The organism is Rossellomorea marisflavi, from assembly GCF_022170785.1.
GTDB classification, from domain to species: domain Bacteria; phylum Bacillota; class Bacilli; order Bacillales; family Bacillaceae_B; genus Rossellomorea; species Rossellomorea marisflavi_B.
In genome coordinates this window covers 2,332,767-2,355,759 of record NZ_CP081870.1, presented here as the reverse complement: position 1 = coordinate 2,355,759, position 22,993 = coordinate 2,332,767, and the positions used below count along the sequence as shown (strand labels likewise).

20 protein-coding genes and 2 riboswitches are annotated in these 22,993 nt (G+C 47.6%); of the genes, 14 read left to right on the top strand and 6 right to left on the bottom strand.

Going from position 1 to position 22,993, the window contains the following annotated elements; translation table 11 throughout:
- The first annotated feature begins 62 nt into the window (after positions 1 to 62).
- On the top strand, positions 63 to 2,156 hold the full coding sequence (gene recQ / locus K6T23_RS12285) for a DNA helicase RecQ (RefSeq protein ID WP_238281199.1): 2,094 nt from the start codon (positions 63 to 65) through the stop codon (positions 2,154 to 2,156).
- A 49-nt stretch (positions 2,157 to 2,205) separates the two neighbouring features.
- On the opposite strand, the gene K6T23_RS12280 is transcribed toward recQ, so the two are convergent.
- Positions 2,206 to 3,807 (bottom strand): ABC-F family ATP-binding cassette domain-containing protein, encoded by a 1,602-nt coding sequence (locus K6T23_RS12280; protein ID WP_238281198.1) that lies wholly within the window; start codon positions 3,805 to 3,807, stop codon positions 2,206 to 2,208.
- Positions 3,808 to 4,022: 215 nt separating this feature from the next.
- Between K6T23_RS12280 and K6T23_RS12275 the strand changes: the two genes are divergently transcribed.
- Complete coding sequence (locus K6T23_RS12275) at positions 4,023 to 4,442, top strand: DUF4395 domain-containing protein (protein ID WP_079516178.1); 420 nt, start codon at positions 4,023 to 4,025, stop codon at positions 4,440 to 4,442.
- Positions 4,443 to 4,546: 104 nt separating this feature from the next.
- Positions 4,547 to 5,059, top strand: coding sequence for a YhcN/YlaJ family sporulation lipoprotein (locus tag K6T23_RS12270; RefSeq protein WP_048003772.1), 513 nt, complete (start codon positions 4,547 to 4,549; stop codon positions 5,057 to 5,059).
- A 41-nt stretch (positions 5,060 to 5,100) separates the two neighbouring features.
- Here the strand turns inward: K6T23_RS12270 and K6T23_RS12265 are convergent, their stop codons facing one another.
- Positions 5,101 to 6,393: an NCS2 family permease gene (locus K6T23_RS12265; RefSeq protein WP_238281197.1), complete on the bottom strand. Its 1,293-nt coding sequence runs from the start codon at positions 6,391 to 6,393 to the stop codon at positions 5,101 to 5,103.
- A 76-nt stretch (positions 6,394 to 6,469) separates the two neighbouring features.
- A riboswitch (purine riboswitch) is annotated at positions 6,470 to 6,570 on the bottom strand.
- Between the two features lie 192 nt (positions 6,571 to 6,762).
- On the opposite strand from K6T23_RS12265, the gene K6T23_RS12260 reads away from it, so the two are divergent.
- Both K6T23_RS12260 and K6T23_RS12255 read left to right on the top strand, forming a co-directional pair.
- Positions 6,763 to 7,623 carry a CvfB family protein gene (locus K6T23_RS12260; protein WP_238281196.1) on the top strand — a complete coding sequence of 287 codons (861 nt, stop codon included), beginning with the start codon at positions 6,763 to 6,765 and terminating at the stop codon, positions 7,621 to 7,623.
- Between the two features lie 120 nt (positions 7,624 to 7,743).
- Positions 7,744 to 8,826 carry a C45 family autoproteolytic acyltransferase/hydrolase gene (locus K6T23_RS12255; RefSeq protein ID WP_238281195.1) on the top strand — a complete coding sequence of 361 codons (1,083 nt, stop codon included), beginning with the start codon at positions 7,744 to 7,746 and terminating at the stop codon, positions 8,824 to 8,826.
- Between the two features lie 7 nt (positions 8,827 to 8,833).
- On the opposite strand, the gene K6T23_RS12250 is transcribed toward K6T23_RS12255, so the two are convergent.
- On the bottom strand, positions 8,834 to 9,328 hold the full coding sequence (locus K6T23_RS12250; protein WP_238281194.1) for a glycosyl-4,4'-diaponeurosporenoate acyltransferase CrtO family protein: 495 nt from the start codon (positions 9,326 to 9,328) through the stop codon (positions 8,834 to 8,836).
- Between the two features lie 14 nt (positions 9,329 to 9,342).
- Positions 9,343 to 10,440, bottom strand: coding sequence for a glycosyltransferase family 2 protein (locus K6T23_RS12245; protein ID WP_238281193.1), 1,098 nt, complete (start codon positions 10,438 to 10,440; stop codon positions 9,343 to 9,345).
- A 136-nt stretch (positions 10,441 to 10,576) separates the two neighbouring features.
- Between K6T23_RS12245 and K6T23_RS12240 the strand changes: the two genes are divergently transcribed.
- Positions 10,577 to 12,082, top strand: a complete 1,506-nt coding sequence (locus tag K6T23_RS12240) for a phytoene desaturase family protein (protein ID WP_238281192.1) — start codon at positions 10,577 to 10,579, stop codon at positions 12,080 to 12,082.
- 44 nt (positions 12,083 to 12,126) lie between these two features.
- Here K6T23_RS12240 and msrA read toward each other — a convergent pair whose 3' ends face one another.
- Positions 12,127 to 12,657, bottom strand: a complete 531-nt coding sequence (gene msrA, locus K6T23_RS12235; RefSeq protein ID WP_148984325.1) for a peptide-methionine (S)-S-oxide reductase MsrA — start codon at positions 12,655 to 12,657, stop codon at positions 12,127 to 12,129.
- A gap of 28 nt (positions 12,658 to 12,685) precedes the next feature.
- Positions 12,686 to 13,240, bottom strand: coding sequence for a PadR family transcriptional regulator (locus K6T23_RS12230; RefSeq protein ID WP_238281191.1), 555 nt, complete (start codon positions 13,238 to 13,240; stop codon positions 12,686 to 12,688).
- Between the two features lie 167 nt (positions 13,241 to 13,407).
- Positions 13,408 to 13,589, top strand: a riboswitch (cobalamin riboswitch).
- Between the two features lie 105 nt (positions 13,590 to 13,694).
- On the opposite strand from K6T23_RS12230, the gene K6T23_RS12225 reads away from it, so the two are divergent.
- The 8 genes from K6T23_RS12225 to K6T23_RS12190 all read left to right on the top strand — a co-directional run bounded on the left by K6T23_RS12225 (position 13,695) and on the right by K6T23_RS12190 (position 22,703).
- The gene (locus K6T23_RS12225; protein ID WP_238281190.1) at positions 13,695 to 14,645 is read left to right on the top strand and encodes an ABC transporter substrate-binding protein; all 951 of its coding nucleotides are present in this window, start codon (positions 13,695 to 13,697) and stop codon (positions 14,643 to 14,645) included.
- On the top strand, positions 14,608 to 15,666 hold the full coding sequence (locus K6T23_RS12220) for a FecCD family ABC transporter permease (protein ID WP_238281189.1): 1,059 nt from the start codon (positions 14,608 to 14,610) through the stop codon (positions 15,664 to 15,666). Before K6T23_RS12225 ends, K6T23_RS12220 begins: the two co-directional genes overlap by 38 nt.
- Positions 15,663 to 17,135 (top strand): adenosylcobinamide amidohydrolase, encoded by a 1,473-nt coding sequence (locus K6T23_RS12215; RefSeq protein ID WP_238281188.1) that lies wholly within the window; start codon positions 15,663 to 15,665, stop codon positions 17,133 to 17,135. The genes K6T23_RS12220 and K6T23_RS12215 overlap by 4 nt, the downstream gene beginning before the upstream one ends.
- A 47-nt stretch (positions 17,136 to 17,182) precedes the next feature.
- A complete protein-coding gene (locus tag K6T23_RS12210) occupies positions 17,183 to 17,620 on the top strand; it encodes a hypothetical protein (protein WP_238281187.1) in 438 nt (145 codons plus the stop codon).
- Positions 17,621 to 17,893: 273 nt separating this feature from the next.
- A complete protein-coding gene (locus tag K6T23_RS12205; RefSeq protein WP_056536224.1) occupies positions 17,894 to 18,847 on the top strand; it encodes an LCP family protein in 954 nt (317 codons plus the stop codon).
- Positions 18,848 to 19,015: 168 nt separating this feature from the next.
- Positions 19,016 to 20,122: an endospore germination permease gene (locus tag K6T23_RS12200; RefSeq protein WP_238281186.1), complete on the top strand. Its 1,107-nt coding sequence runs from the start codon at positions 19,016 to 19,018 to the stop codon at positions 20,120 to 20,122.
- Positions 20,119 to 21,555, top strand: coding sequence for a spore germination protein (locus K6T23_RS12195; RefSeq protein WP_238281185.1), 1,437 nt, complete (start codon positions 20,119 to 20,121; stop codon positions 21,553 to 21,555). Before K6T23_RS12200 ends, K6T23_RS12195 begins: the two co-directional genes overlap by 4 nt.
- A complete protein-coding gene (locus K6T23_RS12190; protein WP_238281183.1) occupies positions 21,552 to 22,703 on the top strand; it encodes a Ger(x)C family spore germination protein in 1,152 nt (383 codons plus the stop codon). Before K6T23_RS12195 ends, K6T23_RS12190 begins: the two co-directional genes overlap by 4 nt.
- Positions 22,704 to 22,993: the final 290 nt, after the last annotated feature.

Sequence of the window (22,993 nt, the reverse complement as noted above, 5' to 3'; positions counted from 1 at the left end):
TGGCAGATAGGAAAATCTGTTTTACAATTAGGGGACCACAATCATGACAGGAGGTCGAAGGTTTGCAGCAAGCAACGAATGTTTTAAAAGAGTATTTCGGCTATGATTCATTCAGAACGGGACAGGATGAAATTGTCCAACACGTTTTAGCCGGAAACGACACCGTCGGAATCATGCCGACTGGAGGAGGGAAGTCCCTTTGTTACCAGGTCCCGTCTCTGCTCCTGGATGGAGTGACCGTCGTCATTTCACCCCTGATCTCCTTGATGAAGGATCAGGTAGATGCCCTTATCCAACAAGGGATACCAGCTACTTACATAAATAGTACCCTCACAGCAAGAGAAACGGATGAAACGATGGCTGGCCTGTCAGCGGGTGAATATAAGCTCCTTTATATCGCACCAGAGCGACTGGAATCAAGGAGTTTCCTTCGATTCCTCCAAACCCTGCCCATCCCCCTGGTAGCGGTGGATGAAGCCCACTGCCTTTCCCAATGGGGACACGATTTCAGACCGAGCTACATGAACATCTCCTCGGCTGTGGCCCAGCTCCCGACAAATCCTGTTATCCTCGCTTTGACGGCAACTGCAACCCCACAAGTTCAGCAGGATATCCTACATCATCTTCAAATTCGTGATGAGAATATGGTATTGACGGGATTCGAACGGGATAACCTGTTCTTCCAAGTCGTCAAAGGGGAAAATCGAAAAAAATGGGTTGAAAACTATGTTAAAAAGAACAGGGATCACTCAGGGATCATTTACTGTGCCACAAGAAAGGAAGTCGAAGCTTTGCACCAGCTTCTCGAGCGGAAGGGGATAGCAGTCGGCAAATACCACGGTGGTTTATCCGATAGCCTCCGTGAAGAGCAGCAGGATGCATTCCTGAATGACTCGATTTCCATCATGGTTGCCACGAATGCCTTCGGGATGGGCATCAATAAATCGAATGTGCGGTATGTGATCCACTATCAACTGCCGAAGAATATGGAAGGCTATTATCAGGAAGCAGGACGGGCAGGACGTGATGGAGTCGACAGTGAATGTATACTCCTATTCGCTCCTCAGGATATTCAGACTCAGCGATACATCATCGAGCAGAATATTTCACCCGACATGCAGATGAACGAAATGCAAAAGCTCAGGGAGATGATTGATTTTGCCCACACAGAGTCCTGCCTTCAACAATATATTCTCACCTACTTCGGAGAGAAGGGCGATGCAAGATGCGGGAAATGCAGCAACTGCCTTGATGACCGTGAACAGGAAGATGTAACGGTCAAAGCACAGATGGTCCTGTCCTGTATGCTCAGGATGAATGAGCGATTCGGTACCTCCTTGATTGCCGGGGTCCTGACCGGATCAAAGAATAAAAAAATCAAAGATTGGCGTTTTGATCAGCTCTCCACATACGGACTCATGAAAGATCAATCGCAAAAGGATGTCTCCCTTTTCATTGAGTATCTGATCGCCGAAGGGGTGATCGCGGTAGAAGGGGGGAGCTACCCCATTCTTAAAGTATCTTCAAAGGGAAAAGAGGTCCTGTTGGGCCAGAGGTCGATTTCAAGAAAGATACAAAAGACCATGGTCAGGGTCATCCAGAAGGAAGATCCCCTTTTCGAATCACTACGTCAGATCCGAAAAGAGTTGGCAGAAAGTGCTGGTGTTCCGCCATTTGTCATCTTCTCGGACAAGACGCTTCATGACATGAGCGATAAGCGCCCTAAATCAAGGGATGAATTCCTCGATGTGAGCGGGGTGGGACAGAATAAGCTCGTTAAATATGGGGATGCGTTCCTGAAAGGAATTGCAGACTTTGAAGAGAGGGCAGTCATGGAAGAAGAGCCCGGAGAACGGATGGAAGAAGAGGGGCCGTCACATATCGTGAGCTATCAGCTGTTCATGGAAGGATACGATCCAAAGCAGATTGCATCACGTAGAGGTATGAGTTCGACGACGATCGAGAATCATATCGCCCGTGCCTACGAAGAAGGGGTAGGAAAGGATTGGACCCGCTTGTTTTCAGAAGAGGAGGAAGGGTTGATCAGGGGGGCGGTGCAAGAGGCAGGCTCGGATAAACTGAAGCCTATCAAAGAGCTCCTACCTGATGAAATCAGTTATTTCCAGATCAAAGCATTCCTTGCAAAACAGACATAAAAAAAGCCTCGCCGGAAACTTAATGCTTCCGGTGAGGCTTTCTTTTTTATCAGGCTTTTTGCGCCGCTCTCATTTCAAGGAATTCATCATAAGATGATTCTTTGTCAATAAGTCCTTCGTCGGTAAGTTCAATGATGCGGTTCGCGATCGTTTGAACGAACTGATGGTCATGGGAGGCGAAGATCATGGCGCCTTTGAAGTTGATCAATCCATTATTGAGGGCAGTGATGGATTCAAGGTCCAAGTGATTCGTCGGTTCATCGAGCATAAGCACGTTCGATGAGCTGAGCATCATCTTCGACAGCATACAGCGCACTTTTTCCCCTCCGGAAAGCACGCTCGGCTTTTTCAATACTTCTTCTCCGGAGAACAGCATGCGTCCAAGGAATCCGCGCAGGAACGTTTCGCTCTCATCATCTGGTGAATATTGACGAAGCCAGTCGACGAGGGTCTGTTCGCTACCTTGGAAGTACTTCGAGTTATCGTTCGGGAAGTATGCCTGACTCGTTGTGACGCCCCATTTGAAAGAACCGCTATCCGGCTCCATCTCTCCAGCGAGGATTTTGAAAAGGGTTGTTTTGGCAATTTCATTCTTACCGATAAGGGCAATCTTATCTTCCTTGTTCATGATGAAGCTGACATTGTTCAGTACCTTCACGCCATCAATCGTTTTGCTGAGGCCTTCTACGCGAAGGACATCATTTCCGATTTCACGCCCGGTTTGGAAGTGAACGTAAGGGTAGCGCCTTGAGCTTGGCTTGATGTCATCAAGGCTGATTTTTTCAAGGGATTTCTTACGTGAAGTCGCCTGTTTCGACTTGGATGCGTTGGCACTGAAACGTGCAACGAAAGCCTGGAGCTCTTTGATTTTCTCTTCTTTTTTCTTATTCTGATCCTGTGCCATCTTCAGAGCGAGCTGGCTGGACTCATACCAGAAATCGTAGTTCCCGACATAAATCTGGATCTTGCTGAAATCAAGGTCTGCAATGTGCGTACACACTTTATTCAAGAAGTGACGGTCATGGGATACGACGATGACGGTGTTTTCGAAATTGATCAAGAAGTCTTCAAGCCACTGGATTGCTTGAAGGTCAAGGTTATTCGTCGGCTCATCAAGAAGCAGGACATCGGGTTTGCCGAATAGTGCCTGTGCAAGGAGTACTTTTACTTTTTCTCCACCTGTAAGCTCAGACATCAGCTTTGTATGGAGGTTTTCACCGATTCCAAGACCCTTTAGAAGGATCGCGGCTTCTGACTCGGCTTCCCACCCATTCAATTCTGCAAACTCACCTTCAAGTTCCGCTGCTTTCATGCCATCTTCATCAGAGAAGTCCTCTTTCATATAAATGGCGTCTTTTTCCTGCATTACTTCATAAAGACGACTATGTCCCATGATGACTACTTTGAGGACTTCATGTTCTTCATATTCAAAGTGGTTCTGTTTCAAGACAGCGAGTCGCTCACCTGACCCCATGGAAACATGGCCGGTTTGGGATTCGATCTCTCCTGATAATATTTTTAAGAATGTGGACTTGCCGGCACCGTTTGCACCGATCAAGCCGTAACAGTTCCCCGGTGTGAATTTTATATTGACGTCCTCGAATAATTTTCGGTCGCCGAAACGCAAACTTACATCTGATACTTGGATCATGTATGAAACCCTCCTAATACTCAATCTAAAAGATTATACCATGCATAAGGCTCAAAAAGATAGGGAAGTCGGCTCTTTTGGCCATTCATGCAGTTTTACTCCCAAGTGATTTGCCAAGGGATGAGAAGGATGAGAGATGGAATAAAAGTTTTGCTATTTCTTTTGCCACGATGTATGATAAGTAACAAAACAAATCGGAAAGGTCGGATTTGTGTATGAAGTCGAAAACGATTCCTAAACCTCTTGTCCAGTTGAATCAGTGGAGCATCATCCTTTTTGTTCTCAGCTTCTGGATCTTTCAAGTGGAGCATTTCCTTCTGGTCCCATTGGCAGCCAATGCCTGTGGTGCATTTTTAGGGTTCAATCCGATCGTAAAAGCGGGCAGGGCGTTTTTACGAAAAGATGCCTCCAGCTATATTCAGGAGGACGCGGACCAACAAAGGTTCAACAGTACGATTGCAGTGATCTGTCTGGCTGCGGGCTATGCATCCTCCCTTGCAGGTTGGTCGGTCGCATCGGTCGTGTTCACCGCTTTGGTATTCGTATCGGCGGCCGTGGCATTGCTTGGCTTCTGCATCGGCTGCTTCATTCGTTTTCAATGGAAAAGGTATCAGTATAAACGATCAAATGGATGAAATGAAAGCGATCCTGGCCAATAAACCCAGGATCGCTTTTTGCATGAATAGAAAGTTCGCGTCCGGGGATAGTAAGGAGGAATACGAACTAGGAGGAAAGAAAAATGAAAAAATTGATCCTTACGGGAGCATCGATCTTGATGATCTCTGCTGCAGCTGCTGGATGTGCTTCTAAAAACGGTACAGATAAAGAAGGTATGAATGACAACCTTCAAAATGTGAACTATGACAACCAGGCCGAACGTGACTATAACAACAATCAAATGAATGATGGAATGATGAATGATGGGAACTACTCCATCTCAGAGGAGGCGGCCAATAAGGTTGCCAACCTTGATAACGTAAAGAGCTCCTATGTCATGGCGACCGACCATAATGCCTATGTAGCGGCAGTCCTCGATAATGGAAAATTGAGCAAAGACCTCGAAGACAAGATCACAAAGCAAGTGAAGGAAACAAATGGAAGCATCCATAACGTCTACATTTCAACCAACCCTGCATTCGTTGACCGTATGAAGGATTATTCCGGCAAGGTGAAAAACGGTCAGCCGATCGAAGGCCTCGGAGAAGAAATCAGCGGTATGATCCGCAGCGTATTCCCGAACCGCAACCAATAAAAGAAAGAGGACCGGATGAGATTCCGGTCCTCTTTCTTTATTCATGAGACGGCGAAGAATAAGATGAACAGCGCCGCCAGTACATACATGATCGGATGAACTTCCCTGGCCTTTTTCGACGCAATCATGGCGAAGGGATACAAAACGAACCCTGCAGCAATGCCCGTCGCAACGCTTGAGGTAAGAGGCATCATGATGATGGTAAGGAAAGACGGGATGAAAACCTCAAGTTTTCCCCAGTCAATGTGTCTGACTTCTGTTGCCATCAATGCACCGACAATGATCAGTGCCGGCGCCGTCACTTCGGGCGTAATGACTGACAGGATCGGCGAAAAGAAGAGAGCAACAGCGAAACCGAGTGCGATGATCACAGAAGTGAAGCCTGTGCGTCCCCCTACGGCAACTCCTGCAGATGATTCTACAAAAGATGCCGTCGTGGAAGTCCCGAAGATGGACCCGGCAACACCAGAGGCGGAATCAGCCAGCAAGGCGCGCCCGGCATTCGGGATTTGGTTGTCTTTCATCAAACCTGCTTGACTTGCGACGGCAATCAAAGCACCTGCCGTGTCGAAGAACGCCACGAAGAGGAAGGTGAAGATGACGGCGAAGATCTTCAGGGAGAAGATGTCGCCGAGATGGCTGAACACGACTCCGAACGTAGGAGACAGACTTGGTACCGCTCCAACCACGGAATGAGGCACAGCAATTTGTCCGACGACCATGCCTAGAATGGTCGTGATCACCATGCCATAGAAAATTCCTCCCTTGATGCCCTTCACAAGAAGCATCAGGGTGACGATGAAACCGAAGACAGCAAGCAGTGCCCCTGGAGATCCGAGGTTTCCTATGGATACGATGGTATCCTCATTCGCCTGGATCAGCCCGGCATTTTTAAAACCGATGAAAGCAACGAAGAAGCCAATACCCCCGGCGATTGCGAATTTCAGATCGGACGGGATGACGTTGATTATTTTTTCGCGTATTTTCATCAAGCTCAAGATCATGAAGATGATGCCGGCAATGAAGACACCGGTCAGTGCTGTTTCCCATGGAACACCCATTCCGATACAGACGGAAAACGTGAAGAAGGAGTTGAGCCCCATACTGGGTGCAATCCCAACAGGGAAGTTGGCCAGCAGTCCGATCAGGAGCGATCCCACGATGGCAGAGAGCGCAGTAGCGGTGAAAAGGGCACCTTTGTCCATGCCGGTCTGGCTTAATATAATCGGATTGACAACCAGAATATATGCCATGGATAGGAAGGTTGTAATGCCTGCCAATGTTTCTTTACGGTAGTTTGTACCACGTTCTTCGAATTTGAAGAATGCTTTCATAATAACCCTCCTAGGATGAGAACAATAAAAAAACCCCGGCCCCAGACCAGAGTTTACTCTACAAAAGGAATGTATATGAAAACATTCATCTTCTTGTAGACAAGCCATTTAGGGTAGCTGGTAGAAACGTTCAAGCCATATTCTTGAACTTATACAAGGGTTCATGTATTTTATTATAATCAGAATAGATGAATCATATCAAAATCATTCGAAACGGGTCAATATATGTGTTAAATGTTCTTTTTTTCACTCTTTTCTAAATTGATTCTTTATTCCTAAATGGTCGCTCGCCCTATACATAAGATAGGAAACAGGCTATATTTAGGGAATACGATTATTTAATACTTGTTAACGGCAGGAGGAAATACAATGTCTTCATTAAAACCGGGCGTGGTGGCGGAGCTGACAGCCGACCAGGAAATGCCATACGGATTCTTTTTAACCGATGGTGAAAATCGCGTGCTGCTTCACCACTCTGAAATGACCGAAGAACTTCAAGAAGGGGATCCGGTAACCGTGTTCCTTTATCATGATAAAGAAGTAAGACTGGCTGCGACCATGCGTATCCCTAAAATCCAGGTGGGATATTACGGGTGGGCAGAAGTAGTGGATAAGCATGAGGATCTCGGTGTATTCGTCAACATCGGTCTTCCAAAAGATATCCTGGTTTCAGGTGACGATCTACCGAAATTCTTTTCACTGTGGCCGGAACCGGGAGATCAGCTGTTCATGACCCTGAACCGCGATAAGCAGGACAGGCTATATGGCCGTCTGGCAACGGAGAACATCATTGAACAGGTGGCTAGAAGAGCGTCTTCCGAAATGAACAAGGCCAGCATCCAGGGAAGGGTTTACCGCCTCCTACGAGTGGGCACATTCTTCTTGTCGGAGCAGGGCTATCGCTGCTTCGTCCATGAAAATGAGCGTCGCGAAGAACCGCGCCTCGGTCAAATGGTCGAAGGGAGGGTCATCGACGTGAAAGAAGATGGTTCCCTTAATGTATCTTTCCTTCCATTAAAGCAGGATAAAATGTCTGATGATGCCGAGATTATCTTCGAATACCTCCTTGAACGTAACGGCTCCATGCCTTATTGGGATAAAAGCCTTCCTGAAGAGATCAAGGATCGTTTCAATATGAGTAAGGCATCATTTAAGCGGGCACTGGGCATGATGATGAAAGAAGGCAAGATCTATCAGGAAGATGGCTGGACCTATTTGAAAAAAGATTGACGGAAAGAGGAGCGGCAAATTCGCGCTCCTTTTTTTACATTGACGTCCGTAGGGGGTTCAACGAATGGATCCTGCATTTCCTGAGACTGGTGAACCACATATGAAAGGAAGGCGACCTGTATGCAATTGGTCAAAGCAAGTGTCATCGGTTCAAGAGGGACGCCCTATGAAGTGGGAGTGGACCTTGGAAATCAATTAAAAGAATCCCCCCTTTACGGTTTCCATCTGGAGAGAAGAAAGAAGTCCCGGAATTCCTATGCGACAGAAATGTCTGAGGTGAGGGATCTCTTCATGCAGTATGATCCCTCTTTATGGGAGGAAATCAATGGGTTTGCCGAAGGAATCGGTTGGTCATTGGAAGAAACGGTCCATGAGTATTCAGGATATCAGGCAGACTGGCCCGTATCCGGATGTTCGGCACTGGCAAAAGACGGGATCTATGTCCGTAACTATGATTTTCATCCGAAAACCTATGAAGGAAGATTGCTCTTGACGCAAACAGAAGGAGCCTATTCGAGCATCGGATTTTCGGGCAGGGGGATAGGTCGTATCGACGGCCTGAATGAAGAAGGTCTCGCCCTGGGCTTTCATTTCGTCAATCGCGTGAATCCAGGGAAAGGCCTCATATGTACGACATTAGCGAGAATGGTCCTTGATACATGCGCCACAACGGAAGAAGCGGTATCACTCCTCAGGGAACTTCCCCACCGCCAAAGCTTTAATTATTCCATCCATGATCGAAGGGGGAAATCGGCAGTTGTGGAAGCCAGCCCGAGAGGTGTGCAATCCTATCAATCCGATTTCAGCCTAGTCTGTGCCAATCATTTTCAATCCCCTGATCTTTTGGCGGAGAACCGTTTCCACATCATGGAGTCCAAAGAGCGGTTGGGGCATTTGAATGACATGATGGAAGGTCCCATTACTCTAGTAGGGGGATTCGAAAGCTTTCATCATGAAGAGAGCAGGATCTTTAAAAAAGACTATGAGCAGTGGAACGGGACAATCCATACGATAGCATTCGACTGCAGGAACCTATCGGCCGTCGTGGGCTTGGGGAGCGGATCCCGGGGTGTGGCCATCGATTTTTCAAAGTGGCTGAAGGGAGAAATGCTCCGCATAAAAAAAATCGTCGGAAAATTTCCGGCGACGGAGGTATTTCACTTCATGGAGAGGGAGAAAGAACCGGGGAGGTCGAGCGATTGATGGCGTTTCATGGTGGAGGACTTCCCCGGTCCTTATGCTTAAGGTGCACAACTCCAAGGGAACTATGCATGATCGGTTCTTCACCCTGCATGATCCCCAATAGCCTCTTTCGATTATACCGTTGAATCAGAATCAGGGGCAGGTTGAACGCGATCCCGTATGCCCCCATCCACCACCCGATCACCCCCCCTCCGAACAGGATGAAAAATAGGGAGGGGATAAGCTGGAGCCAATGGCACAGCTCTGCCCGGTTCAATTCGGCGAGGAAGCGAGTCCTGCCGCCATGCCTGGTAAGACCGATTTCCTTTTTTGAGATACCGTTACGGAACCATCCCCCCGCATCAGGAAACCAGCTTTTCCACCTCCGCACCGCCAAGACCCTGAACCAACCGGCTCCTTCAAAATCCCTCGGTTTGAATATATGTGTAAGGCGAAGGAGGCTCCGCTCCTTCAGGTGTGAACAGCCATAAGCCGACAAGAGGTGGATGACCAACCAAGCCAAGATATAGTACAGGATCATTTCATTTTTTCGTCCTTCCCTTTATCAAGAACGATATACCTTCCTTTCCATTTAACCTTCCTCTTTTGAAACGTCTGCAGGAATGAGAGGGTGAAGACAAGGAGGAAGAATAGCAGATGGACCGGAAATAGAAGAGTATCCAATAATGAAAAGTTTCCGATCATCCTGGCAATCAAATACAGCTGAAATGCGAGGATTCCATATCCTCCAATATAAACATAAGGGTCTTCCATCAACCGGTCGAAACCCTGGGCAAGCAGGGACACCATGGTGCCGATCCACACGCATGTGATCATCGTCGCAAGTGTTTGTCCCGATTTCGCTCCGGAAGCGAAGCTTTTGGACCAACCTTCAATCAGCTGTTTGATCCCGCCTTCATACATCCTCATATTGACCGCTCCCTTGCCACTCAGCGCACGTACCCTCTCTCCGCTTCCTGAAGCCTTCTTGGCGAACGTGTAATGCTCGACCACCTCCTGTCGCATGGCTTCATGACCACCTAGTCGTTCATAGCTTTCCCTTGAACAGATCATGCACTGACCGTAGCCCCCACGAGCCCTGCCCAGAAAATGAACAGAGGCCATGATGATGAGCTGGAAGAAAAGGGAGAACGGTTCATAACTGTGCTTCATCACGTGATAAGGCTGGATCGTGAGGATGCCGGAGGAATGTTGTTCTTCATATGCCTCACAAACTTTGAGAAGTCCCGAACTCCCGAGCCATGTATCGCTATCCAAAAATATCAGGGTATCTCCACGCGCGACCTTTGTCCCGTTCCAACACGCCCACGTTTTACCTGCCCACCCTTCAGGTGGAGGGGGTGCATCTACGATCTGTACCCCATAAGAACTTGCCACCTCTTTCGTCCTATCCGTTGATCCATCATTCACGACGATCACTTCTAAGGGGGTGGCCAGCTGTGTCGAGAGGCTTTCAAGAAGCCTGCTTATGGTGAGTTCCTCGTTCCGTGCAGGTATGATGACAGAACATTTTTTCACAAGAAATGCTTTTTGGACATGGATGTCCTTCTTCAATCGGTGAACCTTTGGGAATAAGACGAACGTCAGAAGAATGGCAGTGATCCAAAGTATCATTTGATACACCTCTATCAGTCATTTTTACTGCCATTTTAGTCATGAACGCTCGTCTCCATACCTTTAGTCGATTAAATTCTGTGAAAACTGGCTAGAATGGATAGCGGATAAACCTGATATTGAAGGAGGAAGAAGTATGAAGAGGAAAGTAGTCATTGTCGGTGGAGGCATTGCAGGGATGTCTGCGGCCATCAGATTGGCGGCGGAAGGACATGCGGTGACCATCTTGGAGAAAGGGGAAAGACTTGGTGGGAAACTTAACCAGCGGAATGGGAAAGGATTCACCTTTGACACGGGTCCATCGATCCTCACCATGCCGTGGGTCTTGGAAAAGGTGTTTGCCCATGCGGATCGTGATGTGCATGATTATATTGAAATCGTCAGGGTCGATCCGGGCTGGAGGACATTTTTTGAAGATGGGAAGGTCATCGATTTGTCAGCGGATCTGCCCACCCTGCTTGCTGAGATCAAAAAGCAGTCCCCTGATGATGCCGAGCAGCTGTTTCAATACCTCTCCTATGGCAGTAAGATGTATGAGTTGACGATGAAAAGCTTCTACAAAAAAAGCATCAGTGGTCTTCAGGATCTGCGGATGATGCACGGGGTGAAGGAACTTCTCGAGATGGATCCCATGAAGTCGATGGATGCCGCCACCCGCAAGTTCATCAAGGATAAACACCTGAGGCAGCTGTTTAATTTCTTGATCATGTATGTAGGGTCATCTCCGTATCAATCCCCTGCGATCATGTCCCAATTGACTCACGTTCAACTGGGGATCGGTGTTCATTACGTCAAAGGCGGAATGTATAAAATCGCAGAAGCGATGGAGAAACTCCTCGGTGAGCTTGGTGTCGATGTGAGGCTTCGTTGTGAGGTGGAGGATATCGTGACGACGGGTAGCCGCGCAGAGGGTGTACGAACGAAGCTTGGTGAGGTGATTCCTGCAGATCTCGTCATATCCAATCTCGAGGCGATCCCAGCCTATCAGTCACTTCTCGGTGAGCTGCCTGAAGCGAAAACGGAAGTGGAGGAGCTGAGCAAGTATGCACCATCCGTATCCGGCCTAGTGATGCTCCTTGGCGTAGACAAGACGTATGACCATCTCTCTCATCATAACTTCTTCTTCAGTGAAGACCCGAAGAAAGAATTTCATCAGATCTTTGAAGAAAAGAAAATGGCGGATGATCCTACGGTCTATATCGGGATTTCCTCAAAAACAGATCCTTCTCAGGCACCTGTGGGAAAAGAGAATCTATTCATCCTCACACATGTACCTCCATTGAAAAAAGGAGAAGACTGGAGCCGGCATGAAGAAGCATACAGGGAAGTGATCCTGAACAAGCTGGAGCGCATGGGTGTAGAAGGGCTCAGGGAGCATATCGAGTTTGAATACACCTTTACACCGAATGATATTCAGAAGCTTTACGGGTCGAATGGCGGTTCGATCTATGGAACGGTGACGGATCGAAAATTAAATGGAGGCTTCAAGGTTCCGAATAAAAGCCGGATCTTGTCCAATGTATATTTTGTGGGGGGATCGACCCATCCAGGTGGAGGGGTCCCGATGGTTTCATTGTCAGGACAACTGACAGCAGAGCTGATCCTCGAGGAACAAGCGAAAGCCGGAAGAGCCACTGGATAATAAAATGCCGCGTGGATGTTTACACCCACGCGGCATTTTTGTGATCATTCTTTCCAGTTTTCCTCGATGAATTCGTCCCTTCCGGACTTGGCTCGGTCTTCCTTGTATTCATCGGGATTTGTTTTATAGAAGTCCTGGTGATAATCTTCAGCAGGATAAAAAGTGGAAGCAGGGAGAATCGCCGTCACGATGGGTTTTTTAAACCGGCCGCTTTCTTCGATCTCTTTTTTTGTGGCTTCTGCTGCAATCCGCTGATCTTCATCATGATAAAAGATGGCCGTGCGGTATTGGTCACCACGGTCCTGGAATTGACCGCCATCATCCGTTGGATCGATTTGTGGCCAATATAACTCCAGCAGCCGTTCGTATGGGAAGAGGTCGGGATCATATGTGATCTGAACCGCTTCATAGTGACCGCTGTTTCCTTCCTTCACTTCTTTGTAAGCCGGGTCCTTGACGTGCCCCCCCGTGTAGCCGGAAACGATTCCGTGTATACCCGGAAGCTCATCAAAAGGCTTCACCATGCACCAGAAGCATCCTCCTGCGAATGTTGCCAAATGTGTATGTGCACCCATCAATTCGTCCTCCAATTCATAGTAGTTGTCAAGATTCCGTATTTTCAGGAAGAGATTGAATCTCCTTGATCGCCCAGTCACACCAATCGACATACATTTGCGCGTACCTGATTCCATACTCCGCCGTCAAATATTCTCCAACCAGATCATACCCGGGTTTTTTGCCTTGAAACGTCTGTTCCTTCCACTGCCCGGTCCCGGTGACCACCATTTCGTTGTGCGCCTTCATCCGATGAAGGAGAGAGATGGCTTCTTCTTTTGAAATAACGTGAAAGGCAGAAGTCTTGATCAGGAACTCATCCTTGATCTTGGCTGGTTTGCTCTTGGTATGGATCATCCATTCGATCAGGTGGCGTTCTCCATCAGGGGTAATCGTGTATACCTTCTTATTGGGGCTGCCTTCCTGATAGACGATATTATGAGTGGTCAGATGTTCTTCTTCCATCTTCCCGAGTTCCTTGTAAACCTGGGAGTGGGTAGAGCTCCAATAGTAGATTTGCTGTGTTTTGAATGTATGGAACAGGTCATAGCCCGTCTGAGGTTGCTTGGCCAATAAACCGAGCAATGCATATCGAATTGACATAAAAAAAACTCCTTATCATGTTGACGCGCTGGGCCGATGAATCTCTCAATATGGTCCATTATATCACGAATGGATTCTCAAAGCCCTTAGAAGACGGCATTCGACATGCTGGATGTGAAAAAAGATTCACTATCCTTGTAAACTTGTGTATAATTCTGAGTGGATAATCTTACATAACGATCATGGGTGAGGCGCTTGACGCCTCATAATAGGGAAGCCGGTTCAACTCCGGCGCGGTCCCGCCACTGTAAATGGGTTTGCTCCTTCAACGCCACTGTTTCTGAGAAATGGGAAGGCGAGGAAGCGCATACTCATGAGCCAGGAGACCTGCCCATGTTCTGATCACACCGTCTACGCGGATAGAAGGGTGTACGGTGCTTGATGCATTTTACACTAACATCCCTGTTGCAGGGATGTTTTTCTTTCGCCTGGAACGAATAAGGAGGAGAAACGATTGAAACATTCAATCAAGATCGTATTAGCCCTGTTCCTAGCGCTTGGATTATTGACAGCATGTGGAACGACAGACAACAAAGCAGAGGAAAAAACCTCTGAAAAAAGCAGTGAATCAGCATCCAAACCTGTCACGGTAGAGGATGCACTCGGGGATGATATCACCCTTGAGAAAGCACCCGAAAAGATTGTCACCCTGATCCCAAGTAATACGGAGATCCTTTTTGAATTGGGGCTCGGAGACAGCGTCGTCGGAGTGACCGATTTTGATAACTATCCGGAAGAAGCGGCAGATATCGAGAAGATCGGTGGAATGGAATTCAACGTCGAGAAGATCGTAGGGATGAAACCGGACCTGGTCCTTGCCCATGAATCCACGGCTGTATCAGCAAAAGCCGGTCTTGATCAAATCAGGGATTCTGGTATTCCTGTATATGTCGTACGTGATGCGTCGAGCTTTGATAAAGTTTATACAACAATCGAGAATATCGGGAAGCTTGTCGGGAAGAATGAAGAAGCGGAAAAGGTCGTTTCAGACATGAAAGACGGGATCGACTCGATTAAAGAAAAAACCGCTTCTGTAAAAGAGAAGAAAAGCGTATATGTGGAAGTGTCCGGAGAGCCTGAAATCTATTCCACCGGGAAGAATACCTTTGTGGATGAAATGCTTGCGACCATCAATGCCGATAATGTAATGGGAGATCAAGAAGGCTGGATCAAAGTGAGTGAAGAAGACGTACTCGCAAAAAATCCTGACCTCATCATCACGACTTACGGTGAGCAAGCCGTCCAACAAGTCCTAGACCGCAGCGCATGGAAGGACGTACAAGCCGTCAAGGGTAAAGAAGTGCATGATGTGAACACCGATCTTGTGACCCGTTCAGGTCCGAGGATCGTAGAAGGAGTAGAGGAAATTGCCAAAGCGGTCTATCCGGAGCTATTCAACGAATAAAATTTGGATCAGTTACGCTGCGTCATTTGCATTCCTTATCATTTCTATATTGGTCGCCATCTCAGTCGGTACAATCCGCGTCCCGTTCTTGGATATCATCCAGATCATCGGGGCGAAAATGACTGGCAGAGATGTTCCTCCAGAGGTAGATCAGATGTTCATTAATATCGTTTATTCCATCAGGCTTCCAAGAGTCCTGTTGGCCATGATTGTAGGAAGCTCCCTTGCTGTTGCGGGAGCTTCTTTTCAAGGTCTCTTGCGGAATCCCCTTGCCGATCCATACACGCTGGGCGTTTCTTCCGGAGCATCAGTGGGAGCAGTGGTGACGCTCTTTTTCCATCTGACAATCCCGTTCATCGGCCCATTCACCCTTCCATTTCTAAGCATCCTGTTTTCCATCGTGACCATCTTTATCGTCCTGTGGTTTGCTCAAAAGGTCGAAAGGACGATGAAGGTGGAGACCATCATCCTCACGGGCATCATCTTCAGTTCGTTCCTGGGATCTTTCATCTCCCTTATGATTGCACTCACAGGGGAGGAATTGAGACAAATCATCGGATGGCTACTCGGAAGCGTGTCCATGAGAGGCTGGGAGTATGTGGGGATCGTTCTGCCATTCTTCGTGGTCGGCGTCCTTTTGCTGCTGCTCAATGCCAAAGAGTTGAACGGGATGAGTTTCGGGGAGGATCAGGCACGCTACATCGGGATATCGGTCCAGAAAAGGAAGCTCATGATCCTCATCTCCGGAAGCATCCTCACAGGGGCGGCTGTAGCCGTTTCCGGTACGATCGGGTTTGTCGGCTTGGTGGTGCCTCATTTCCTTCGCAGGATTGTCGGTCATGACCATGTTCATCTCCTACCATTATCAGTGCTTACGGGTGGAGGTTTCCTCGTGCTGGCTGATCTTGTATCGAGGACCATCATCGCTCCGACTGAGCTGCCGATCGGAGTCATCACTTCTCTAGTGGGGGCCCCGATATTTGCTTATATTCTTCTGAAGAAAAGGAGGGCGTCCATATGATGGAGGCAGACCGCGTATCGGTCGGATATGAAGGAAGGAAGGTCGTCGACGATATCAGCTTCTCCATCGGGGAATCGGAATTCTTTGGTATACTCGGCCCTAATGGCAGCGGTAAGACGACGCTATTGAAAGCCATGACGGGTCTTCTTCCGTTGCTGGACGGGAAAATCGAGATTGCCGGAAAATCCATCAATGCATACAACGCCAAGGAGCTTGCCCGTATGGTAGCCGTCCTTCCCCAGCTTTCGGGAGACACTTTTTCTTACCAGGTGAAGGAAACCGTCATGCTTGGCCGGTATGCCCATCAAAAAGGCTTCCTCAAGACGGTTTCCGAATATGACGAAGAAGTGGTGGGGCGCGTCATGGATCAGACAGGGGTTGGGGTGTTCAAGGACAAATACCTTCATGAGCTCTCTGGGGGGGAACGGCAGCGGGTCTTCCTTGCACAAGCCCTTGCTCAGGAGCCGAGATTATTGCTCCTGGATGAGCCCACCAATCATCTTGATCTATCCTATCAGAAATCCCTACTCGACCTCATTAAGAAGCAAACACATGAAGATGGTCTGACGGTGATCTCCATCTTCCACGATCTTAATCTGGCCAGTCTATACTGTGACCGGCTTTTATTGCTTGAAGACGGTAAAACGAAAACCATCCATCTTCCTGAAGAAGTGCTCAAAGAAGAAAACATCGAATCCGTATACCGCACGAAGGTGCAAAAACAAGCCCACCCGAGTGTGGCCAAACCTCAAATGATGATCATCCCCGAGGCAGAAGCAGCTGCCCATGCCAAGATGGGGGCGCATCATCTCTCCATAGGAGAAAATGTGATTCATTATGCAGCCCCGGCCCACTTGAAATGCATGTCTTCAGGAGTGAGCGGGGCAGGTATCGGTTGGTATGCCGATTTTGTCAATCGGAGGGTCTCACCGACCTATGACCATGTTGATTATGCAGGGGACATGCGCAGGTTCATTCAAGAACATGATCTCGAACCGTCACGTACCGTCGGCATGATGACGGCATTGGACTTGTCACTGGCAGCCCATGGACGATACGAAGATGGAGATAAGGCGGTGTTCGTCGTCGTCACGGCAGGTACGGGTAACGCCATTGATGTTTCGACCAGCTATCTCCACCCGTCCGACCATGCTCCCGGTACCATCAACCTGTGGGTTTTCATAGAAGGGAATTTGACGGATGAAGCGTTTATTGAAGCGTTGGTAACATCCACTGAAGCAAAAGTCAAAGCGCTCCTTGATGAAGGGATAACGGATCCGCGTACAGGTGGAAGCGCAACGGGGACACCGACGGACAGCATCCTCATCGCTTCTACCCAGAACGGGGAGAAGGATCCGTTCGCAGGTCCTGTAACGAAAATCGGGAAACTCATTGGCCGGGGGGTCCATGAGGTGACCAGGCAGGCAGTCCAAAACTATAAGAACCATAAAAGAGGGGAAGAGAAGTGAATGGAATTTGCTGTGGTCGACACGCCATTTGACTGGAGGGACTTCGTATGAATAAGCATGCCATCTTTATTTTCTTTGTGCTGCTGGCAATTCCTGCAGGACTAATGGATATCCACCTTATCGGTATACATTTGACCCTCATCAGTCTGCCGCCACTCCTTGCTGCGTCCTTCCTTGGTACATACAGAGGAGTCCTGGTCGCAATCGTTGGAGGTATGAGCCTCCTGGCTGTGAATGGTCCTTTGCCTTCATCGTTCAATCATATCGCCTTTTTATTAGGAGCCGTATGGCTGTTTGGGGTAATCTTCAGCAAATGGAGAGCGGAAGGGGCAGCAGTGGTTTTCTTGTGCGTTTACGGCTTACTCTGTCCGTTGATCATGCAATCCATCAAAAGCAGCCCTTCTTTTGCGACGTTTTGTCTATCCGCCATCCTCAATCTGACCATCGCTCATTTTGTGTATGGTTTCTTCAAAAGAAAATCATGAGCCTTCTGCCCTCTGTCACAAGTTGTACACAACCAACGTGCGCGCTTTCAAAACAAAGAATGACGGCTGGGAGGGTATGAATTCCTGAATAAAAAGTACTAATATCATACTTACTTTTCCAATTCTTTATGATAGAATAGGAGTTCGACTGAACATTTTGGTGGGGAAATCTGCTATAGTATCCATTAACTAAGGATTGTAGATTTGAATCTCCTATATTATCATTCAGACATCCAGCATCTGTAATTGAAAGTCACAAAAGTAGGTGAGGAAATGGATTCGCGAATCAATCGCAAAACGAAGAAGAAAAAACGCGGAAGAAAGATCATATTATTTTTACTGATCATCATCCTAGCTGTCGTTGGATACTCCGCTGTACAGTTCTACAGTGGATATAAAGCGGCCGGCGGAGATCAAATAGACGAGAATTACGAGTTCAATGGCGTAAAAGACGAGAATGGCCGGATCAATATCCTGTTGCTCGGGGTTGACAGCAGGGGTGAGGAAAAGTCCCGCACAGATTCCATGATGATCGCTCAAGTCGATCCGAAAACCAATGAAACAAAAATCGTGTCCCTGATGAGGGATATGTACGTACAGATACCTGGATATAAAGGGTACAAGTTGAATACAGCGTTCTATCTTGGTGGACCTGAACTTCTCCGCCAGACCATAAAGGAAAACTTCGGGATCGATGTTCAATATTATATGGTTGCAGATTTCAAAGGATTTGAGAAATCGGTTGACATTCTTGCACCAGATGGGATCGAGATGAATGTCGAGCATGCCATGTCCAAAAACATCGGTGTGTCACTTGAACCGGGCGTCCAGAAATTGAATGGCAAAGAACTGCTGGGCTATGCCAGGTTCCGCTATGATGCCAAATCGGATTTCGGACGGGTGGAGCGTCAGCAGGAAGTCATTTCAGCACTGAAGGATGAAGTCCTTTCAGTCGGGGGAGTGACCAAACTTCCTAAACTTGCTGGGTCTGTACAGCCATATATCCAAACGAATATGTCCAAAATGGATCAGATTTCGATTGTCAAAGATGTGGTGATGGGCAGTGACAAAGAAATAGACAAACTCACACTTCCTCTCGAAGGCACTTATACGTTCGCGGATTATAGCGGAGTCGGGAATGTGATGGAGGTCAATTTCGAAACGAATTCTAAAGCACTTCAAGACTTCCTTAATGGGAAAAGTTCTGACGAAGTGAAAGTACAATAATGACAAAGGACCAGCCTGAGGGCTGGTCCTTTTGTCGTTCAGGCCCACATGCAATTCGATAGGAAAACCCTAATCAGAATCATTTCATTCGGGTTTTCGTGGATTAAGGGAATCGTTTTTCACCTGCCGGGGAAACTTGATAAAACAACCAAGATTCCGGAGGCAGCCATGATCAAACTACAGCCCGTACTCATACCCAGACAATTAAGCTTATTGATCATCCTCTCGACCGGCTTGCTGAGTCACGTGATGCTCATACCCGATATCCTTCAGGCTGCAGGACGTGACGGATGGGTGAGTGTCCTCACAGCCATTCCGGTCTTCTTCCTCATCATCCTTACAGTCAGGTATACGATTAAGAGGTCCCCCAGGGGAGGAATCATGCGGCACATCCTGACTGAAAGTAAACCCGTTGTCCGGATCCTGTTTTTCATCCCGATCTGTCTGTTCCTGTTCTTTAGCGCCTACATCACATTCGTTGATCTTGTCATTTGGCTTCAGGCTTATTTTTTGGTTGACGTGTCCAGATGGCTCATCATCCTCCTCATGGGCGTTTCCTGCTTCATCTTCACCTTGGCTGGTGTGAAATATATGGCGGTGGCTGCAGGTCTCCTCCTCCCGATGGTCATGCTGCTCGGGATCTTCATTGCCATCACCAATACGGATATGAAGGATCCCTCATTGCTGCTCCCGATCCTCTCGGAAGGATGGTCGCCGGTGTTGAAGGGAAGTATATATGTGTTGAGCGGTTTTATGGAATTATACTTGTTCCTGCTACTCCATCCTTTTAGTGAAGGAGAGATCAAACTGCACCATCTGCTCGTTCTTGGGCTCATCCTCATCATTCTCATCATGGGTCCATTATCAGCTGCAATCATGGAATTCGGACCATCTGAAGCAGCCAGTATGAGGTATCCCGCATATGATCAATGGCGGATCATGGGCATTGGGGAATTCATCACACACATGGATTTCTTCGCCCTTTATCAGTGGTTATGCGGTGCCCTGGTCCGTATCGGTCTCTTTTTATTCTTGCTTGGGAGTATCTTGAACCGCAATCTGAGGAGCACAAGGGTGTCCTGGAAAGTGGTTGTACCCATCTACATCCTGTTCCTATCAATGATGTGGATCAACGTGGATACCTATCATTTCTATTACGTGTTGTATCATTGGTTTTTCCCTGCAACGGTAGCGTTCTTCAGTCTCTATATTATGGCAACTGCCCTGTACACAAAGGTCCTTGCGCACAAAAAGGGAGGAGGGAGCGCATCATGAAAGTACCGATTGCCTCCGTGGATTCCAAACGGGCGGAGCTGAAAGAACTATTCAACAGCAGTGATGATTTCCAAGCAGTCGATCACCTTTTTCAGGAGACGAAGTGTGAATTGATCTATATTGACAGTTTGGTGAAGCGGCAATATCTTGATCAATACATCCTTCCTGAACTGGCGGGAGCAGGATTTCCGATCGAACATTTAAAAAAGGCATTTCAAGGGGAAGACCGCACGGATCGGAGCAGTGAACAGCTCGCGGATCTGCTGTTGGAGGGGAAGGCATTGTTTCTGTTTTCAGAAGAGATCATTTCCCTTGATGCAGCGGACCTACCAAAGCGTGCTCCAGAGGAATCCGCTTTGGAGACGTCCATTCGTGGACCGAAAGACGGATTTGTCGAAGATTTGAATACCAATATTTCATTGGTGAGAAGAAGACTTTCTTCACCTGCGCTTTCCGTGGAAAAACGGACTCTTGGGAAGCGAAGCAGGACGAATATCGCGATCCTCTACTTGAAGGATGTACTCGATCAGCGGATTTTGGACGAGCTTCATGAACGTCTGGACCGGATCGACATCGATGTACTGGCAAGCAGTCATGAGCTCGAGTCACTCATCGAGGATCATCCATATTCCATTTTTCCGACTCTGGATTATACGGGAAGGCCTGACTATATCGTGGAGAGCCTCAACCAGGGCAGATTTGCCCTCATGGTGGATGGAAGCCCGACCGCTTCCATCGCACCAGTCAATCTTTTGCTTCAGGTGAAATCACCAGAAGATATGAACATCAATTATTTTTTCGTGTCACTGGAGCGTTTGTTGCGAATGTTGGCCGTGATGATTTCTGCCTTTCTACCAGGCGTGTGGGTCGCTTTTTCCGCCTATAACATCGAGCAGATCCCATACCCGCTGGTGGCGACAATCTCTACGTCCCGATTCGGTCTGCCGCTCTCGGCACCACTTGAAATGTTCATTGTTCTGTTCCTTTTCGAGTTTTTCAACGAAGCCGGTATTCGCCTGCCCCGTGCCATTGGGCAGACGGTTTCGGTACTGGGAGGATTGATTGTGGGGGACGCGGCCATCAGGGCAGGACTTACCTCGCCAACCATGCTCGTGGTAGGTGCCATCACCTATATCTCATCTTTCACCGTGGTGAATCAATCGTTAAAGAGCGGTCTGACCACCCTCCGTTTCATCGTGTTGTTAATGAGTACGTTGTTCGGGGTTCTCGGAATCCTGCTCTCCTATATCCTGACCGTCCTCTACCTTGCATCCAAATCTTCTTTTGGATCTTTGTATCTCGGGTCAGTGGCACCGATCAGCGGAACAGAAGCACTCAAATCATTCCTCCGACTCCCGATCCAATTTTATAGGACGAGAACGAAGTCCACGAGCCCTCATGACAGGACGAGAGAGAGGGGCGATGATCGATGAAGAAGCTCTTGATACTCTTTTTCTCATTCGTCCTCCTGACCGGGTGTTCCGGCCTGAAAAACATACAGGATCTAAGCTATATCGTGGCGATCGGAGTGGACTATGATGAAGCAGAAGAGGAGTTTACCATCTATCTGCAAGGACTGAACTTCTCGAACGTAGCCAAACAGGAAGGAACCCGTTCTTCTGAACCGATCCCGAACATGATCGGGGTTTCCAAAGGGAAAACCATCAATCTTGCTGTCGGCAAGCTGTATAAAAAATCCAAGCCTACGCTATTTTATGGACACATCAAATCCGTGGTGGTCACGGAAAGTGTTCTTCAACACACATTCGATGATGTACTGGAGGTGTTTGGGCGTAATCGTTCTTTGAGACCGAATATGCTGTTCTTCTCAACAAATGAGAAACTTGATGAAGTGTTTGCAGCCAAAGGCCTGTATGATTATCCTCCGATCTATACGGTTCTGCTGACGGAAGAGAATCACGAAAGCCTTAGGGAGGAAATCGGTGGTACCAGTTTGATGAGATTCAGGCGGGAGTATAATGAACCGATGGGTGCTGCGATGCTTCCGATCATCAGCATCGACAGGCAAGCATGGAAAGGTGACGATACGAATGCTTCACTGCTAATCAGTGGATTGGATCTTTTCCAGCACGGTTCATATAAAGGAAAGGTTTCAGGGGAAGACGCCATCTTCACGAACTGGCTGAACAGCAGTAAAAGTAAGATTAACTATGATGTGTACATGGATGGAGAACTTGTTGCCGTGTTTTATATGACGGCAGGCAATCTGAAGAAATCCTTCCATGGAAAGGGGAAAGATCCAGTATTCGATCTTACGCTGAATGTGCAGGCGGAGCTTGTGGAAATTATAAAGAGTACCTCTTATGACGGATTGAAGGAAGCACTCGAGAGGTCCATTGAAAAAGATATAAAAGATCTGTATACGTTTGGAATCGGGAAGGAAACAGATCTTCTTCATATAGGAGACGGGTATTATCGTCGTCACCCTGAGCAATATAAAAAATTGAAGGACCACTATGCCTTTTTCCTGAACGCCAAATCTCTACAGGCAACAGATGTTGATGTGACGATCACTAATTTTAATACGTATAATTATGAAAAAGAGAAAAAGTTTGATTGAGGTCTTGCAGACAGATCGGACATACAATTCCTTAGAAATAGTGAATATCGCAAAAAACGACTCAAGACCGTGGCAGGTGATTGCCTCGGTCTTTTTAAATGAAATAAATCAGTTTCCATTACGATTAAAAAATGTCCGGTGGATCCACCGATCCCATTCGTGATCAGGATGAGGCGCTATCTGAGGGAATCTGATGGCTTGAGACAGCTTCAGGAACATATATCCACAAATGATAACGCTTACACTTACGCATTCGATCAATACCTAACTACTTCCCGCTTTACACTTGA

What these genes read in the sequence shown, in the direction of transcription:
- K6T23_RS12200 (WP_238281186.1), top strand. Translation starts at nt 19,016, where the DNA reads ATGATCAAACTACAGCCCGTACTCATACCCAGACAATTAAGCTTATTG.
- K6T23_RS12210 (WP_238281187.1), top strand. Translation starts at nt 17,183, where the DNA reads ATGAATAAGCATGCCATCTTTATTTTCTTTGTGCTGCTGGCAATTCCT.
- msrA (WP_148984325.1), bottom strand. Translation starts at nt 12,657, where the DNA reads ATGGGTGCACATACACATTTGGCAACATTCGCAGGAGGATGCTTCTGG.
- K6T23_RS12280 (WP_238281198.1), bottom strand. Translation starts at nt 3,807, where the DNA reads ATGATCCAAGTATCAGATGTAAGTTTGCGTTTCGGCGACCGAAAATTA.
- K6T23_RS12275 (WP_079516178.1), top strand. Translation starts at nt 4,023, where the DNA reads ATGAAGTCGAAAACGATTCCTAAACCTCTTGTCCAGTTGAATCAGTGG.
- K6T23_RS12245 (WP_238281193.1), bottom strand. Translation starts at nt 10,440, where the DNA reads ATGATACTTTGGATCACTGCCATTCTTCTGACGTTCGTCTTATTCCCA.
- K6T23_RS12205 (WP_056536224.1), top strand. Translation starts at nt 17,894, where the DNA reads ATGGATTCGCGAATCAATCGCAAAACGAAGAAGAAAAAACGCGGAAGA.
- K6T23_RS12260 (WP_238281196.1), top strand. Translation starts at nt 6,763, where the DNA reads ATGTCTTCATTAAAACCGGGCGTGGTGGCGGAGCTGACAGCCGACCAG.
- K6T23_RS12255 (WP_238281195.1), top strand. Translation starts at nt 7,744, where the DNA reads ATGCAATTGGTCAAAGCAAGTGTCATCGGTTCAAGAGGGACGCCCTAT.
- K6T23_RS12270 (WP_048003772.1), top strand. Translation starts at nt 4,547, where the DNA reads ATGAAAAAATTGATCCTTACGGGAGCATCGATCTTGATGATCTCTGCT.
- K6T23_RS12265 (WP_238281197.1), bottom strand. Translation starts at nt 6,393, where the DNA reads ATGAAAGCATTCTTCAAATTCGAAGAACGTGGTACAAACTACCGTAAA.
- K6T23_RS12240 (WP_238281192.1), top strand. Translation starts at nt 10,577, where the DNA reads ATGAAGAGGAAAGTAGTCATTGTCGGTGGAGGCATTGCAGGGATGTCT.
- K6T23_RS12215 (WP_238281188.1), top strand. Translation starts at nt 15,663, where the DNA reads ATGATGGAGGCAGACCGCGTATCGGTCGGATATGAAGGAAGGAAGGTC.
- K6T23_RS12190 (WP_238281183.1), top strand. Translation starts at nt 21,552, where the DNA reads ATGAAGAAGCTCTTGATACTCTTTTTCTCATTCGTCCTCCTGACCGGG.
- K6T23_RS12230 (WP_238281191.1), bottom strand. Translation starts at nt 13,240, where the DNA reads ATGTCAATTCGATATGCATTGCTCGGTTTATTGGCCAAGCAACCTCAG.
- K6T23_RS12195 (WP_238281185.1), top strand. Translation starts at nt 20,119, where the DNA reads ATGAAAGTACCGATTGCCTCCGTGGATTCCAAACGGGCGGAGCTGAAA.